We start from the raw sequence: 15,414 nt of genomic DNA on the forward strand, positions 1-15,414 counted from the left end.
CCCTCTGCCATCGACAGGCGAGCCATTCGCCGCACAACAACTCAAAGAAGAGATGCAATGCCAATGACCAAGACTTTCACGCGCAATGCCGCACTGGCCCTGATCGGTGGCTTGTCGAGCCTGCACGCCAGTGCCGCCGACCTCAATGCCCGGGATTTTTTCGGCGCGCCTTCAGGCACCAACCTGGGCGTGGTGTATTTGCCGGCGAGCCGCGCTGACGACTTTCACGGCCCGGCCGACAGCACCGGCAAGGCCGACCTCAAGGTCAACGCCATGGCTTACCGTCAGGTATTTTTCACCGACGTCTGCGGCACCCTGTGCACTCCGCAGTTCATCGTGCCCTTTGCCGACATCAACGCACGCCTGCCAGGTGCCAGCCAACACACCGGGGAAAGCGGCTTTGGCGACCCTCAGGTCGGCGGCACGCTGTTCATCATCAATGACCCCGCCTCACGCACCTATAGCGGCTTGCTGACCCTGATCACCCTGCCAATTGGCGAATACCACGGCAAAAATCCAGACGTATCGCCCGGCGCCAATCGTTGGGGCGCGACCTTCGTTTACAACTACACCCAGGGCATCGGCGAAAAATGGGTATTGGAGGCGAACCTCGAAGCCCAGCTCTACGGTAAGAACGACGATTACTTTGGCAGCGAGCTGAAACAGGACCCGCTGTATCGCCTGCAGGCCTTCGCGTCCTACGACTTTACGCAAAGCACCTACGGCGCATTGCGACTGATCCACGCCGATGGCGGCGAGCTGCGGATCAATGACCAGCGCATCGATGACACTCACAAGCGCTACACCCAGGTGGGCTTCGAGGTCGGCCACTGGCTGGATAAACAGAACCAGGTGATGTTCGGCCTTTCGCAGAACGTTGCTACCGATAACGGCTATCACGGCGCCGACGCACTGCTGCGTCTGGTCCATGTGTTCTGAATTCATTCACCGGAGTTTCCCCATGAACACCCAGACCCAACCGCTGGTGCATGAGCGTCTGCGCGCATCATCTGAACGGGCGCTGCTGGCAGCCATCGTGCTGTTCGCCGCCATCACCCCGACCATTCTCATGGCCGCACCGGCCATTGCGGCGCAACTGGCGACTCAATGGCAGTTGAGCCCGTCACAGATCGGCGACCTTTTCTCCGCCGAACTTGGCGCCATGAGCCTGGCCACCCTGCCCGCTCTGTGGTGGCTGAAACGTATCGACTGGCGCCGCGCCGCATTGCTGGCGGGTGTCGTGTTCATTGCAGCAAACCTTTTATCAGTGCTTGCTGCCGACTACTCGATACTCCTGGCGTTACGCTTTTGCAGTGCCCTGGCGGGCGGTTCGTTGATGATCATCTGCCTGTCCAGCGCCGCGTCAACAGCCAATCCCGGTCGCGTCTATGGGTTATGGGTGCTGGGGCAACTGGTCGTCGGGGCGATCGGTTTGAGCATCCTGCCTCGGCTCTTCGAACACTTCGGGCTATCGGCGTGCTACGTGATCCTCGCAGGGTTGATGACGGTCTTTTTGCCACTGGCCCGCTATTTTCCGCAAGGCAGCCCATCGGCTGAAACAACCGCCGAGCATGTCGCCGTCGCCTCGCTGTGGAAAGCCGCGCTGGGCATTCTGGGGGTCTTGAGTTTCTACATTTGCCTGGGCGGCGTGTGGACCTTTATCGGCTCCATCGCCACCCAGGCAGGTATCTCCGCCGAGTCCAGTGGCAAGGTTCTGGCCCTCGCCACGGTGATGGGCATTGTCGGAGCGGGCTGTGCCTCACTGATCGGCGACCGACTGCCACGCTTGCTGCTGTTGCTGCTGGGCTACGCCCTGATGGCCGGCTCAGTGCTGTTGCTGCGAGGTCAACCCGAAATAATGCAATTTGCCGTGGCGGCGCTGCTGTTCAAGTTCACCTGGACCTTCATCCTGCCGCTGATTCTGGCCTGTCTGGCCGACCTCGACCGCTCCGGGAAACTGATGAACGCCTCCAACCTGGCGATCGGCGGTGGCCTGGCTATCGGCCCGACAGTGGCGGGCCGGCTGATCGAAGCCAGCGGCGGCTTCCAATCGCTGCTGATCGGCGGGACGTGCATCACCCTGCTCTCCCTGGCGTTGATGCTCGGCAGCCGCCCAAACGCATGAGTGGCCTTATTACCCCTAAAGAAAATGGAAAGACGATGAGCCGAAAAAGTGCATTTTTCTTCGACGAACTCAGCCTCTGGCACAGCGCCGGGTTGCATGCCTTGACCTTGCCGGTGGGAGGATGGGTACAACCACCTGCCGCTGCGGGCCACGCTGAATCGCCGGAAACCAAACGCCGTCTGAAGAGCCTGCTAGACGTTTCCGGCCTGACCCGTCATTTGCAGGTACGCAGCGCCAACGCGGCGACCGATGAAGATCTGCTGCGGGTTCATACATCCGGTTACCTGCAACGCTTCAAGACGATGAGCGATGCCGGGGGCGGTGAGTTGGGGCCGCACGCGCCCATCGGGCCTGGTAGTTATGAAATAGCCAAGCTCTCTGCCGGGTTGGCCATCGCCGCGGTCGATGCCGTGATCGTCGGGGAAGCCGACAACGCATACGCCCTGTCGCGCCCGCCAGGCCATCACTGCCTCGCCGAGAGCGCCATGGGCTTTTGCTTCCTGGCCAACATTGCCATCGCCATTGAAGCCGCAAAAGCCCGCCGTGGCCTGGGCAACGTCGCGGTGATCGACTGGGACGTACACCATGGCAACGGCACACAATCCATCTTCGAAGAGCGTGGTGACGTGCTGACCATCTCACTGCACCAGGACGGTTGTTTCCCGGCGGGTTACAGCGGTGAAGCTGATCGCGGCCGTGGCGCGGGGTTGGGTGCGAACATCAATATTCCGCTGCCGCCTGGCAGCGGCCATGAGGCTTACCTGTACGCGATGGAACGCATCGTGATCCCGGCACTGGAGCGCTTCGAGCCCGAAGTGATCATTATCGCCTGCGGCTACGACGCCAACGCCGTCGACCCGCTGGCCCGCATGCTGTTGCACAGCGACTCGTTCCGACAGATGACCTGCCTCGTGCGTAAAGCCGCCGAGCGCTTGTGCCAGGGCCGTCTCGTCCTGGTGCACGAAGGTGGATACTCAGAAGCGTATGTACCGTTTTGCGGGCTGGCGACCCTTGAGGAACTGGCGGGCGTGAGGACTGCCGTCACCGATCCCATGCTGGAATTTGTCCAACTGCAGCAACCGAAGGAGGCGCTTGCGGCGTTTCAGCGGCAGTTGATCGATGAGTTGGCCCACACGCGCTTGGCCTAGGCGCTGGCACGCCTGAGCGAGAGACAAGAACCGATGCCATGACTGGCATCGGTTCTTGATACGCGCCTGACCCTTCTACGCCCGCATGCTGCGAAGCCAACCCTCGAGTCAAGCGTTGGAGGTCGGGCTTGCAAGGTCACTGTTCAGACAAAGTTCCGCACAAACGCCACCGCCCGCCAGGTTGTAAAGGCGTAACGTGCAGCCAATCTTGTTTGTCACCATCTGCACGATGGCCAATCCCAGGCCCGCGCCATTGACATTGCCGCGACTGTAAAAGCGCTCGAACAGCCTTGCGATTTCCCCTTCATCGATCCCCGGGCCGGCGTCTTCAACCCTCAAGCAGACCCTGCCCGCCTCATCCTTGCGCACCACTACAGCCACCTCGCTCCCTGGGGGAGAAAAGTTGAGGGCATTGGTCACCAGGTTCTGCAGGACAATGGCCAGTGCTACCGGCTCGGTTTGCACCCAACACTCTTCATCACACTCCAATACCAATTCCACGTTCTTTTCCATGGCCAGTGGCGTGAGTTCGGCCAATTCTTCACGGACCAGTTCGGCGAGTTGCACGCGTTGATACACGGGGTTGTTCAGCTGCGGTTCGATGCGGGCCATGGTCAAGAGCTGGCTGGCGATGCGGGTGGCGCGATCGACCCCGTTGACCAGGAAATGCAGCGCCTCGCGCCGCTGTTCTTCAGTCACCGCGGTTTGCGCGTTCTGCGCATGGATGCGCAGGATCGCCAAGGGTGTACGCAGCTCGTGAGCGGCGTCGGCGATGAAGCGACGCTCGCGCGCCAATAGACCATCGACCTGGTCCAACAGGCGATTCAGCGCGGTTTGCATGGGCTCAAGGTCGCTGGGCAGAGGCTTGAGATGCAACGGCTGCAGAGTCTCGGTGGTGCGCCCACGGATAGAAAGGGCCATGGCCCGCAAGGGGCTGAGGCCCCAACCGATGACCAGCCAGATCAACAGCGCCAGCAGCGGCACTCCGATCAGGCTGGGCCAGAGGGTATGACGCACGATGCGCTGGATCAGGTCCTGGCGAATGTCGTCGCGCTCGCCCACCCAGATCAGCAGGTCCTGTTCAGGGTCGGCAAGGAGAAAGGCGCACCAGTCGTTGCCGTTATCGACGATGTCGTGGGAACCCAGGGTGGCCAGCGACGCATCGAGAACCGGTGCGCCGGCGGAGCGCACCAGTAGCTGACCATCCCTGCGCCACACCTGGAAGGTCAAGCGCGTTTCATAAGGATGGGCAACGCCGTTTTCACCGACGCGACTCATGGCCTGGTCGAAGGCCTGGTACAGGCGGTTCCAGTCAGCTTCGCCGGGGTCGCGTTGGCGCAGCACGCCTTGCAGCAGCCGCGCGCTTTGGGCCAGTTGGGCGTCGTAGACTTCTTCTATTTCCTGGTGGCTATCGCGCAGCACCAGCCAGCTGATCAGGGCGTCACCCAACAGGATCAGGGCCAATACAGGAATTAGGATGCGCGCCCGCACGGAGGTCATGGTTTGAGCGCCAGTACGTAGCCGACGCCGCGCACGGTGCGGATCAGCTCGCTGGATAACTTTTTTCGCAGGTTGTGGATCAACACTTCCAATGTGTTGCTCTCGACGCGGTCCTGCCAGCCGTACAGCGCGCGGGACAAGCGCTCGCGGGTTACCACTTTGCCGGGGCGCACCATCAGTTGGTGGAGCAGTTGATATTCCATGGGGGTGACGATGACGTCCGCATCCTGATAGCGCACCTGCTGAGTGGCCGGGTCAAGGCTGACGCCGGCGTGTTCAAGCATCGGTTGCGCGCGGCCCTGGCTGCGGCGCAGCAAGGCGCGCACGCGGGCCTTGAGTTCTTCGACGTCGAAGGGTTTCACCAGATAGTCGTCGGCGCCAGCGTCGAGCCCGGCGATGCGTTCGGCGGTGCCGTCGCGGGCGGTGAGCACCAGCACCGGTAAATCGTGCTGCTCGGCGCGCAGTTGTTGCAACAGGTCGAGGCCGTCGAGGCGTGGCAGGCCGAGGTCGAGCAGCAACAGCTCAAAGCTTTCGCTGCGCACGGCGTGCAGGGCCGCGACGCCATCCTGCAGCCAGTCCAGCGTGTAGCCTTCGGCACCCAGGGCTACGCGAATTCCCTGGCCGAGGGCACGGTCATCTTCGACAAGGAGCAGGCGCATGGCAAAATCTCTGTAGGAATCGGCGGCATCATGCCGAGTTCTGGCCGGGGGCATTTCAGCAAATGTTACGACTCGTTGCCAACTAAGGTTGCCCTAAGGTTGGTTTTGCACTGTGCAATCTCCCACATCCGCTGAGAGCTTTTCCATGCGCAAAATTCTCCTGTTGTCCCTGATTATCGCCAGCCCCCTGGCTGTCGCCGGTCCGCAATGCACCACCGCGGAGCGTTCGCAATGGCAAGACCAAAAAGCCTTCCAGGACAAGCTCAAGGCCGAAGGCTACGAGATCAGCAAGTTCAAGGTGACCGATGGCAACTGCTACGAGATCTACGGCTTCGACAAGGACAAGCGCAAGGTCGAAATCTACCATGACCCGGTCACCGGAAAAGCCGTGAAGACCGAGATCAAAGGCTGATGCCAGGCGAATCCTTACGCCTGTGGGACCCGTTGGTGAGACTGTTTCATCTGTCTATCGCCGGGGTCTTTGTCGCCAACTACTTCTTCAACGAAGCAGGCGACGACTGGCACGTCTGGCTGGGCTATTACGCCATGGCCTGGCTGCTAGTACGAACGGTTTGGGGATTTGTCGGACCACGCAGCGCACGGTGGGCGGACTTCTGGCCCACGCCAGAACGTCTGGGTGCTCACGTGCGCTCGTTGCTCAACGGTCGGCCACAACACCGCCTGGGCCATTCGCCGCTTGGCGCGCTGGTGATGTTGTCGATGTTGCTGGCATTGCTGACTATCGGCATCAGCGGCTTCCTGATGCAGGAAGTCGATGCCCTCTGGGGCGCCGATTGGCCGCTGCAACTGCACGAAACCGCCGCCAACACGCTGCTCGGTCTGGTGTGTGTGCATGTGCTGGCAGCCGTTATTGAAAGTATCCAGGTCCGCGACAACTTGCCGTTATCCATGCTCACCGGTCGCAGGAAGCGCCTGCCGGACGAACGTGCGCAGTAACATTTAATGACGCCGAGCTTGCAGGGTGACTATTGATGGGTGTCCGCTTCCTCAGCCGGATAAAACTCGCCCTCCTTCCCCATCTTGTTCAGCCGTTCGCGCGCGATCAGCTCAACGCTGGCCACGGCGGCCTGATCGTCAGGGTTGACCCACTGCAAGCACAGGCGCTGGACATTCTGATCGTGGGTGCCCTCGCTGAGCATTTCGTGGGTGAACACCTGGGCACCCCGCCATAGGCATAGCTGGGTATGAGTCCCACCGAGCCATATCTCGTTGAATGGTCCAAGGTCGGTGGTAGCCAGCTGATCCACGGTGATTGTCTTATCCATTGCGCTGTACCTTGCCAATGAGTAGATTCAGGTAGACTTACAGGCGCAGCGGGTCGTTCCCTGCGTCTGACGAAAGCCCAAGACAGGTCTGGCTTAAAACACGGATTGAACCCCTTACTTCTCGATGATCTCGCCGCGCATCGGTGCCAGCCGTGCGATCAACCGATTTTGCACCGGCACCGGAACACGCTGTTCATCCATTGCAGCGATCAGGTCTTCAACCAAGGCATTAAAGTCACTGCGGCTGATGTTCTGCCCCTTGTGACTCTCGGCCATGCTGTCACCGGTGTAGGTGCAGGGGCCGCCGGTTTCCAGGCAAAATTGCTCGATCAATTTGTCGCGCAGCCGCTCGATATCAATCTTGCGAAAGCGCTCTACGATACGTTCATCACGCGCGATGTTCAGCAGCATGCCCTCGACGATCCGGGTGATCCCGGCCTGTGCGCCGAGGTCTTGATAGAGCGAGTCGTCCCTGGGCAAGGATTGTGCGCAGGCGCTCAACAGCCCGATCAGCACCAGCAGGACAATGCGCATCAAAAACTCCCCTGCACCGAAAGATATGTGCCGTTCTGGCGGTCGAGCGTCGCGATTTCGCCCAGCCGCGCGTAGGCCAGCACCACCGACAGATGTTTATTGGGAAAGTAACCGACGAACAGATCAGCCCAGTCACTTTCCCCGGCAAAGGACAGGTTGTCCGGTTTCTGCCGATACTCGACGCCCAGTGCCCAGCGCGGATTGAGCAGCACCGCCAGGGAGCCCTCCTTCAGCACGCTACGAGTATCGCGACGGTCACCGCCGAACCCGAGCAACCCCAGCTCATTGGCACGGCTGTAGCGCAGGCTGCCATTGAGCAGCAGGTTGTAGCCAAACGCCCCGCCCATGAATAACCGACTGGCAGCCAGATAGCCTTCGGTGTCGCTGTCCCGCCTGGCGCCGACCAGGCTCGGGATCAGGAAGTTGTTCTGGTGTTTGTACTCCAGACCAAGGGAAACCTGCGGCAAATCGTCGTAGATCACGTCACCGAACAAACGCACCTTCATGGCAAAGATGTCCTGGCCGAGGTTATCGTCGGGCAGGTTCAGCTTGTTCACCAGCGAACCCAGGTCGAAACGCTGCCGGGCAAAAGACAGCTCGACCCGGTTGTCGTAGGCCACGGCCAGCCCGGCGACATCCAGCCGATAATCCGGCAGATTGACCGAGGTCGCGAACGCAGTCGCCCCCCATTCGTTTTTTTCGCCGTAACCGGCCAGCACTGCCCACGGCGTGATCCCGCCGCCGGCGGCACCCTCCAGGCTGCTGGCGCCACCGGTCGCGATCAAACGCCCGCCGTCGGCAGAAACAACCTGAAGGGCGAGTCCTGTGCAACAGGCGATCGATAGCCACAAACGTGAACTCATGATGTTCAATGAACCAGCGAAGAATGAAGATTCAAAGGCAACGCCACCCAGGCCTCGAACGCCGCGGCGGTCAGCGGTCGGCTGATCAGGTAGCCCTGCGCGGTATCGCAATGCCAACGCTCGAGTAATCTCAGGCTGTGTTCATATTCAACGCCTTCGGCAACGACCTTGAGCCCCAGGTTATGACTCATTTCGATGGTCGAGCGGACAATTACCGCATCTTCGCTGGTGTCATGCAGGTCTCGGACGAACGACTGGTCGATTTTCAACTCTTGCACCGGCAGTCGCTTGAGGTGCGCCAAGGACGAATAGCCGGTACCGAAGTCATCCACCGACAGACTGATGCCGCAATCGCGCAACAGATGGAGGTTCTTCAAGGCCCGCTCGGGCTCGCGCATGACAGCGCTCTCGGTGACTTCAAACACCAGCTGCTCGGCTGGCAGCCGATGCGTGCGCAGCAACACCACGACCCGACCAGGCAGATCGTCGCTGATCAGGTCTTCGGCGGATATATTCAATGACAGTTGCAAGCGTAACCCTCGCCCATTCCACTCCGAGAGCTGGCGCATGCCCTCGTTGATCACCCAGTGGGTCAGCGCCTGAATGCTTCCGGTCCGTTCTGCCAAGGGAATGAATTCGGCTGGAGAGATCGGGCCCAGTTGCGGATGCTGCCAGCGCAACAGCCCTTCAGCCTGGCGGACATGACTCTTCAGAATGTCCATCTTGGGCTGGTAATGCAGGAGCAGCTCACCGTTGTTCGCCGCGTGGCGCAAGTCTCGAATCAGGGCGATCTGGCGGCGGTGAGCCAAATCACGCCCGTGCTGATAAATCTGTAGATGACCCGGCATCTGCGCCGCGTCTTTCATGGCGATGGAGGCGCGTTCCAGCAGGGTCTGCGCGCTTTGCCCATCCGCCGGGTAGGCCGCTATTCCAAGCCTGCAGTCCAGGGCCAGGTCGTGGCCGTTGATGTGCTGGGGCTTGAGCAATACTTGCTGCAACCTGTCCGCCAAGGCGACCGCCGCATCGCTGTCCATCCCATCGAGCAGAACCAGGAACTCCTCGGCGATCAGATGCGCCACGGTGTCGCCAGGGTGCAACAGGGCTTGGGTTTGCTGGCCGGTCTGACGGAGCAGCCGGTCGACCGTTTCGGGGTCGACCGTTTCGTTGATGGCCCGCAGGTTATGGATGCCCATGCAGATCAGGGCAATCGGCCGGTTGGCGGCAATTGCACTGCCCAGGCGCTCCATGGCCAATGCGCGGTTGGGCAAGCCAGTGACGGGGTCATGGAGGGCGTTGTGGGCCAGCTGCTGCTCCCGCTCGGCGATGCCGCTTTGCATCGAATTGACGGCTTTGGCCAACACCCCGAGTTCATCCTCCCGCTCCAATACCACGGGGGTCTGGTAATCGCCTTGACCGATGCGCTCCGCCGCCAGGGCCAGTGACTTGACCGGACGCGACACACCTCGTGCCAATAGCAAAGCGCCGACCAACGAGGCGATCAGTGCGACCAGGGTAATCGCCAGGATTTTTTCGTCCAGCGGAGCAAACGCTTGCATGGCCACGTCCAGCGGACTCTGCAAGAGTGCTATTACTTGCCCATCGTATTCGTTCGAACCGTCAGCCAGCAGCAGAAACTGACTGAGGAAATTGCGATCCAGGTGCTCCGTCAGTACCGCGCTGTTGCGGTTGGACGAGTTGAGCATCAAGCTGGAGACAGGCCCGCGCAGAACGTCTGGTTGCGTGCTGACAAGCTCACCAGGCCGTTGTTGATCAACAGCAAGAAACGAAACCTCAAGGTTGGTGAGTGAGCGCAACTCATTGGCAAAGGCCTTGTCCATGCTGAAACCCATCACCACCCTGGCAACAGGCAGCGGTGCGAGTACGGGCGTTTCCACCAACAGATGCGGTTTACCCTGCAACGGTACGATTACCATGGCCTGGCGCGCACGTTGTGCCAGGCGCAGCGCGCCATCGTACTGGAACAATGAACCTTCCGGCATGTTGTCGAGGGTACTGGCGAGCACCTCGCCGTCCATGCTCAGCAGAATCATGTCGCTGGCATTGATGCGCTTGCCATGGTTGACCAGCACTGAACGGATGGTTGCAGCATCCCGGCTGGCCACCGCTTCGCGAAAGCCGAAGTCGGCCGCCAATAACTGCACGCCATCGGCCAAGCGTCGGCCCTGCACTTCCAGCAGCCGCTCGAAGACGCGCGTACCGACGTCCAACTGCGCCTCGGACTGGCTACGCACCGCAGAACGGGTCGCCGCATTGACGCTGAAATACAACACGCCGATCACCCCCAGCGACAACAGGATCATCACCGCTGCGACTTGCGCCTGGAAACTATTGCGCAGTTTCACGAGCCGCTCGCTTGAATGTATCGCCGAAGGCACTCGAAGCCGGAGCGGTTGCGGGCTGCTCAGGTAAAGGCTCCAGCGTCAGGGTGTAGTTCTGCTTGAGGCCGGTCGCAGGAAGTTTCACAGAACCGGCATCGATCGGTTGCATCCCCTTGAGCCGGGGATGCCAAAGCGTCACGCGGTACTCGCCGACTGGCAAATCGTTCAGCACCACATTGCCTTGGGCATCGCTGACGGCAAAACGCGGATCGTCGGTGACAAAGACGTAGCCGAGCATCCGGTCATGGATGTTGCAGCCCAGTACCACCACGCCGGGCTTATCGAACAGCACCGGCTCGGAGGGGGTGCCCTCGTACAAGCGCAACTCAAAGCGCTTCGCCGGCGAAAACGAGTAGACCTGGTGGCGGATGTTGTCGCTGTTGGGGAATTTGATCGGGGTGCCGGTGTGCACCGCCAGCACATGGGGCGCAAATTGCTGGTTGCGCTGATCCATATTGGCGGCGGGAGGCGCCAACGGCGCACCGATCGGGCCTTGCAGCGTGACCACCGCGTCGGGCAGCCGCTGGCCTGTGCCTTCGTGCATCGCCACATCAAGCTTGGCCACCCCCGCCCACCCGACAGGGCACGCGAACAGTAACAGCAGTGCAAAAAGCGGGTTATTCCTGGACATGCCCATTCCATTGAAAACGAGGGTGAATCGTCCTGGTGACGAGACTCCTGATGGCGGCATCGGCAGTCACGCACTGATCGCCCATTTACCTAGGTATCGACCGCGTAGCAAAAACCTGAACAGGCAGGCCCGACATGACCGACTGCCGGCCTTGCGAGCCCCGCTGAAACGGCCGTCGATATTTTTATTCAGCCAAGTGCATCCAGTCCGCGTTCCAGAGGGTAGTACATGTAGCGGCCATGAACCGCTGCGCTGATCAAATCCTCAGGAGAAGCTTGTATGAACGCTAAACGATTGTTCCGCATTGTCGGTACTGCATTGACTGCCAGTTGCCTGTTCGTCGCGATGCCTGCTGCTTACGCGCAAGCAGGCTTGCCTGAAAGCATCAAGGTCCCGGCCGGGCACAAGGTCGCGCTCGAAACTGCAGGAGTCGGAGAAATCACTTATGAATGCCGTGACAAGGCCAATGCCGCAGGGCAGACAGAATGGTTTTTCATCGGCCCGAAAGCGCTGCTGAACGATCGAAGCGGCAAGGCTATCGGCACTTATTTCGGCCCACCTGCAACATGGCAAGCCAACGACGGTTCCAAAATCACCGGAACCCAATTGGCGGTCGCATCGGTCAGCCCCAAAGACCTCCCCTTGCAGCTGGTCAAGGCCAACCCCGCCGAAGGGAAAGGCGCAATGAGCGGGGTCAGTTACATCCAGCGGCTGGCCGTGAAGGGTGGCGTAGCGCCGATGGCCGAATGCTCCAGCGCCAACAAAGGCAAGCGTGAGGTAGTGAAGTATCAAGCCGACTATATATTCTGGGCTGCCCAATAGATCACGCTCGACGGCCAGTGGTCAGGGCAAAGTCGGCTACTCTTCTCCCATGAATACCCCCTTGCCTCCGGGCTTGGGGTCATGTTGCTGCCAATGGCTGGAAACCTGTCCTTGCCCGAACCTTACTTCGACTATGAAGCCCACCTTGCGGCATGCGCCCAAGGCGACCAACAGGCGTTGCGCGCCTTATACGATCAGGAAAGCGCACGCGTGATGGGCGTTGCTCAGCGAATCGTGCGCCATAAGGCGTTGGCGGAAGACATCCTCCATGACGTCTTTATCAAGATATGGACTCGCGCCGCCAGTTTCGATCCGACCAGAGGCTCTGCCCGTGGCTGGATATTCAGCATAACCCGACATCTGGCCCTCAATGTCGTGCGCGACAACGCCAGGCAAATTCAGCTCGACGAGCACAGTGAAATGGCCTCGGACGCTTTGGCGTCCGTTGACGCGCCCAACAGCGACACGTTTGAGTACCTGACTCGTTCAGGTCGTATTTATGCCTGCCTTGAACGATTGGAGCCGGCCCGGCGCAACTGCATACTTCATGCGTACGTGGACGGTTATTCACATTCCGAAATATCGAAAAAAGTGGGCGCACCGCTGGGAACCGTAAAGGCGTGGATCAAACGTAGTCTGGTGGCGTTGCGGGAGTGCATGGGATGACGACGAGCGCAGAGGATGATCTCCCCGAAAACATCGAAGAACTGGCGAGCGAATATGTGCTGGGGACATTGCCGGCAGATCAGCGCAAGCAGGTTCGACAGCGTCTGGCGCACGAACCCGCCTTGCGCGACGCGGTCGATGCCTGGGAGCAGCGCCTTGCGGCCTTGACTGAGCAGGCAGAACCGCAAACACCTGGGCCCCTTGTCTGGAGGCGTATCCAGAACAGCCTGGACAGTCATGGCCAGCGAGCGCCGAATGCCCCACGGTCGAGATCATTGTGGGATTTTCTTCCGTTATGGCGCGGGCTCGCCGGGGCAGGAATCGTTACAACACTGCTGCTGGGAACGCTGCTACTGACGCGCACGACCGCGGTCAGCCCAACCACTTACCTGGTGGTGCTGGTAGCGCCGCAAAACCAGGCACCTGGATGGGTCATTCAAGCGACCGACTCCAAGGAAATTCAACTTATACCGCTGGCGGTGGCTCAGGTCCCCAGCGATAAAGCGTTGCAATTCTGGACCAAGGCGGACGACTGGAAAGCGCCGGTATCCCTGGGTTTGGTCCGGCCTGGACAAACGCTGTCGGTCCCGCTCGATAAATTACCGCCGTTGGAGCCCCATCAACTTTTTGAACTGACTCTTGAAAGCGTCAATGGCTCGCCGACCGGAAAACCCACAGGGCCGGTGCAGTTCATCGGCCGGGCCGTGAAAGTCCTCTAGCACCCTCCTCAAAAAATCATGCAGCCCACGCTGGGCATCGGTGGGCACTCGATTGACTCGCTCTCGTGACGCCTACCGGAACGAACTACTGCGCAGACAATAGCTTTTTCACTTCTGCGATGATGGCGCCTATCTCGAATGGCTTTGGCAGGACTGCATCAAACAAATCCGATCTCTGCATACCTATGTGCGCCTGAGCACCGCTCATGAGGATAATTGGCAAACGATTGACGGACGGAAGTGCTCGCACAGCCGTGGCGAACTCCAAGCCGTCCATGACGGGCATCATGAAGTCGGTAACAATCAACGCTGGACGCTCCCTTTCGAGAACTTCGAGTCCCTTCCGACCATTGCTGGCTTTTACGACCATGAAGCCTTCATCCTCCAGCGCGAAGCTGAGGATGTCAGCGATCAGATACTCGTCGTCGACGACCAGGATGGTGGTCATGTTAATTTTTCAACCTGCTCAAAGACTTATGAAATCGAACCAGGCAAGGACTCAGTGGCAACTGAAGGTTCATTCCTCAAAGCCTTTTTCAGGAAAACATCTTGATCACGAATCACCACCTCGAATCGCGAGGGGTCATAGGAGCTATCTCGTACCTTAAGAATGGAAAGCGTCCTGCTTAGTTCAGCGCGATTCTCAAAGAAACGCATCAGCATCAGGTTGTCGACGATGCTCGACAGGTCGGAGTTCGGTGAGCTGACCTCGGAACCGAACAGGTCGCGCATTTCCCAGGATGCAAATACCGTAACGCCTCTGGAGCGCAGCTCATTCATGAGCGCACTGTAGAAATCGGTAATCCGTCCCGGATTTGTCGAAACGCGTGTCATCCCGCTCAGACTGTCGATGAACAGGCGTTTGATACCCTTTTCCTTGACGATGCTCAGCAGTCTTGAGCCGAGTCCATCCAGCAGCCCTTCGGTGGTTGGCTGCCAGACAATGCTCAACGCCCCGCTCTCCTCCATGGCTTCGATGTCGATGCCCAGTGAGGATCCTTTCAGGCGCAGCCGCTGTGGACTTTCATAGAACCCAAAATGCAAGCCTGGGGCATCAGGTGTGGACTTGGCCAGGAATTTGAGACCCAGCGTGGTCTTGCCGATCCCGGAGGGCCCCATGACCAGAGACACACTGGAGCTATGCAGTCCTCCGCCCAAGATATCGTCGAGTGAATCAATCCCACTGGCGATACGCGTCATGTCCGCACTGTCGGACGAGGAAGGACGGCTGTACAGGCTCTCGAGACGCGGATAGACAACCAATCCGTCATCAGTGATTTCACATTCGTGAAGACCGGTCAGTGCGCTGCTGCCTCGCGTCTTGCGTAGTTGTATACGTCGTACGGAACGAGTGCCGAACAGCTCCTCTCCCATTTCGATCACACCATCAACCATCGTGTGCTCTGGGCTACCGTCGTCAAGCCGTGAACTGGTGAGGAACAGTACGGTACATCCGGCAAACGCTGCGTGGCCTTGCAACTCCAGGATGAATTTCTTGGTGTCGATAGGCGAATCGGCTTTGGAGCGCGCATTGAGCAAACCGTCGACGACCATGACCGTAGCCTTCTGCCGACTGATCTCACGCCGAAGCAGTTTTACTACTTCATCGAGACCTTCGTTTTCCAACGTATCGAATGCGCTGACGAACTGGATTTCAGCGCCCACTTTGGATGAGTCGAAAAAGCTCAGGGTAGAGAGAAACTGAAAGAGACGGTCATGCGACTCGGCCAGCAGTGTGGCGACTAAAACACGGCCTCCATTACGCACGTGATGGAATCCAAGCTGATTGGCGAGGATCGTCTTGCCCGAACCTGGACGACCTTGAATTATGTATGAAGCACCCGCGACCAGCCCTCCGTTAAGCAGAGCGTCGAGCCCTTCGATTCCGCTTTGAAGGCGTTTTAGCTTTTCCACAATGTGACCCTGATCTAAAAAAAACAGGCTTTTAAGCCGGATGAATGAAATGCTAACGCCAATTCGAATTCGAGGCCATTCAGGTTCAATAGAAAGTAGACGCGGGAGATCGTTCGCTTTGGGTCGTAAGTAATCATTTGCAATGTCC

General features: G+C 59.5%; 17 protein-coding genes. 8 read left to right on the plus strand and 9 right to left on the minus strand.

Annotation, left to right across the window (positions count from 1 at the left end):
• Positions 1-57: 57 nt before the first annotated feature.
• The 3 genes from J3P84_RS16075 to J3P84_RS16085 are packed head-to-tail and all read left to right on the plus strand — an operon-like array spanning position 58 to position 3,273.
• Positions 58-939, plus strand: a complete 882-nt coding sequence (locus J3P84_RS16075; RefSeq protein WP_434624343.1) for a transporter — start codon at positions 58-60, stop codon at positions 937-939.
• A 22-nt stretch (positions 940-961) separates the two neighbouring features.
• Entirely contained in the window at positions 962-2,125 is a 1,164-nt protein-coding gene (locus tag J3P84_RS16080; RefSeq protein WP_434624345.1) for an MFS transporter, read from the plus strand.
• A 35-nt stretch (positions 2,126-2,160) separates the two neighbouring features.
• Entirely contained in the window at positions 2,161-3,273 is a 1,113-nt protein-coding gene (locus J3P84_RS16085; RefSeq protein ID WP_434624347.1) for a class II histone deacetylase, read from the plus strand.
• 108 nt (positions 3,274-3,381) lie between these two features.
• On the opposite strand, the gene J3P84_RS16090 is transcribed toward J3P84_RS16085, so the two are convergent.
• Positions 3,382-4,773: an ATP-binding protein gene (locus tag J3P84_RS16090; protein WP_434624349.1), complete on the minus strand. Its 1,392-nt coding sequence runs from the start codon at positions 4,771-4,773 to the stop codon at positions 3,382-3,384.
• Positions 4,770-5,432, minus strand: a complete 663-nt coding sequence (locus tag J3P84_RS16095; protein ID WP_434624351.1) for a response regulator — start codon at positions 5,430-5,432, stop codon at positions 4,770-4,772. Before J3P84_RS16095 ends, J3P84_RS16090 begins: the two co-directional genes overlap by 4 nt.
• Positions 5,433-5,577: 145 nt before the next feature.
• Here J3P84_RS16095 and J3P84_RS16100 point away from each other — a divergent pair, with 145 nt between their 5' ends.
• Together J3P84_RS16100 and J3P84_RS16105 are read left to right on the plus strand one after the other, a co-directional pair.
• Positions 5,578-5,844: a PepSY domain-containing protein gene (locus J3P84_RS16100; protein ID WP_434624353.1), complete on the plus strand. Its 267-nt coding sequence runs from the start codon at positions 5,578-5,580 to the stop codon at positions 5,842-5,844.
• Positions 5,844-6,389 carry a cytochrome b/b6 domain-containing protein gene (locus tag J3P84_RS16105; RefSeq protein WP_434624355.1) on the plus strand — a complete coding sequence of 182 codons (546 nt, stop codon included), beginning with the start codon at positions 5,844-5,846 and terminating at the stop codon, positions 6,387-6,389. The genes J3P84_RS16100 and J3P84_RS16105 overlap by 1 nt, the downstream gene beginning before the upstream one ends.
• Positions 6,390-6,418: 29 nt before the next feature.
• Here the strand turns inward: J3P84_RS16105 and J3P84_RS16110 are convergent, their stop codons facing one another.
• The 5 genes from J3P84_RS16110 to J3P84_RS16130 all read right to left on the minus strand — a co-directional run bounded on the left by J3P84_RS16110 (position 6,419) and on the right by J3P84_RS16130 (position 11,145).
• Positions 6,419-6,718 carry a hypothetical protein gene (locus tag J3P84_RS16110; RefSeq protein ID WP_434624357.1) on the minus strand — a complete coding sequence of 100 codons (300 nt, stop codon included), beginning with the start codon at positions 6,716-6,718 and terminating at the stop codon, positions 6,419-6,421.
• Between the two features lie 114 nt (positions 6,719-6,832).
• Entirely contained in the window at positions 6,833-7,252 is a 420-nt protein-coding gene (locus J3P84_RS16115) for a group I truncated hemoglobin (protein WP_434624359.1), read from the minus strand.
• Positions 7,252-8,115, minus strand: a complete 864-nt coding sequence (locus tag J3P84_RS16120; RefSeq protein ID WP_434568847.1) for a DUF3034 family protein — start codon at positions 8,113-8,115, stop codon at positions 7,252-7,254. Before J3P84_RS16120 ends, J3P84_RS16115 begins: the two co-directional genes overlap by 1 nt.
• A gap of 5 nt (positions 8,116-8,120) precedes the next feature.
• Entirely contained in the window at positions 8,121-10,478 is a 2,358-nt protein-coding gene (locus J3P84_RS16125) for a putative bifunctional diguanylate cyclase/phosphodiesterase (protein WP_434624361.1), read from the minus strand.
• Positions 10,462-11,145, minus strand: a complete 684-nt coding sequence (locus J3P84_RS16130) for a methylamine utilization protein (protein ID WP_434624363.1) — start codon at positions 11,143-11,145, stop codon at positions 10,462-10,464. The genes J3P84_RS16125 and J3P84_RS16130 overlap by 17 nt, the downstream gene beginning before the upstream one ends.
• Positions 11,146-11,424: 279 nt before the next feature.
• Here J3P84_RS16130 and J3P84_RS16135 point away from each other — a divergent pair, with 279 nt between their 5' ends.
• From J3P84_RS16135 to J3P84_RS16145, 3 genes are all read left to right on the plus strand, one after another.
• Positions 11,425-11,967: a DUF3455 domain-containing protein gene (locus tag J3P84_RS16135; RefSeq protein ID WP_434624365.1), complete on the plus strand. Its 543-nt coding sequence runs from the start codon at positions 11,425-11,427 to the stop codon at positions 11,965-11,967.
• Between the two features lie 111 nt (positions 11,968-12,078).
• Complete coding sequence (locus tag J3P84_RS16140; protein WP_434624367.1) at positions 12,079-12,633, plus strand: sigma-70 family RNA polymerase sigma factor; 555 nt, start codon at positions 12,079-12,081, stop codon at positions 12,631-12,633.
• Positions 12,630-13,352: an anti-sigma factor gene (locus J3P84_RS16145; protein WP_434624369.1), complete on the plus strand. Its 723-nt coding sequence runs from the start codon at positions 12,630-12,632 to the stop codon at positions 13,350-13,352. Before J3P84_RS16140 ends, J3P84_RS16145 begins: the two co-directional genes overlap by 4 nt.
• 85 nt (positions 13,353-13,437) lie before the next feature.
• Here the strand turns inward: J3P84_RS16145 and J3P84_RS16150 are convergent, their stop codons facing one another.
• Positions 13,438-13,800, minus strand: coding sequence for a response regulator (locus tag J3P84_RS16150; protein ID WP_434624371.1), 363 nt, complete (start codon positions 13,798-13,800; stop codon positions 13,438-13,440).
• A 26-nt stretch (positions 13,801-13,826) separates the two neighbouring features.
• Positions 13,827-15,269 carry an ATPase domain-containing protein gene (locus J3P84_RS16155; RefSeq protein ID WP_434605097.1) on the minus strand — a complete coding sequence of 481 codons (1,443 nt, stop codon included), beginning with the start codon at positions 15,267-15,269 and terminating at the stop codon, positions 13,827-13,829.
• Positions 15,270-15,414: the final 145 nt, after the last annotated feature.

It is taken from the genome of Pseudomonas sp. Z1-29 (genome assembly GCF_051131995.1).
GTDB lineage: Bacteria > Pseudomonadota > Gammaproteobacteria > Pseudomonadales > Pseudomonadaceae > Aquipseudomonas.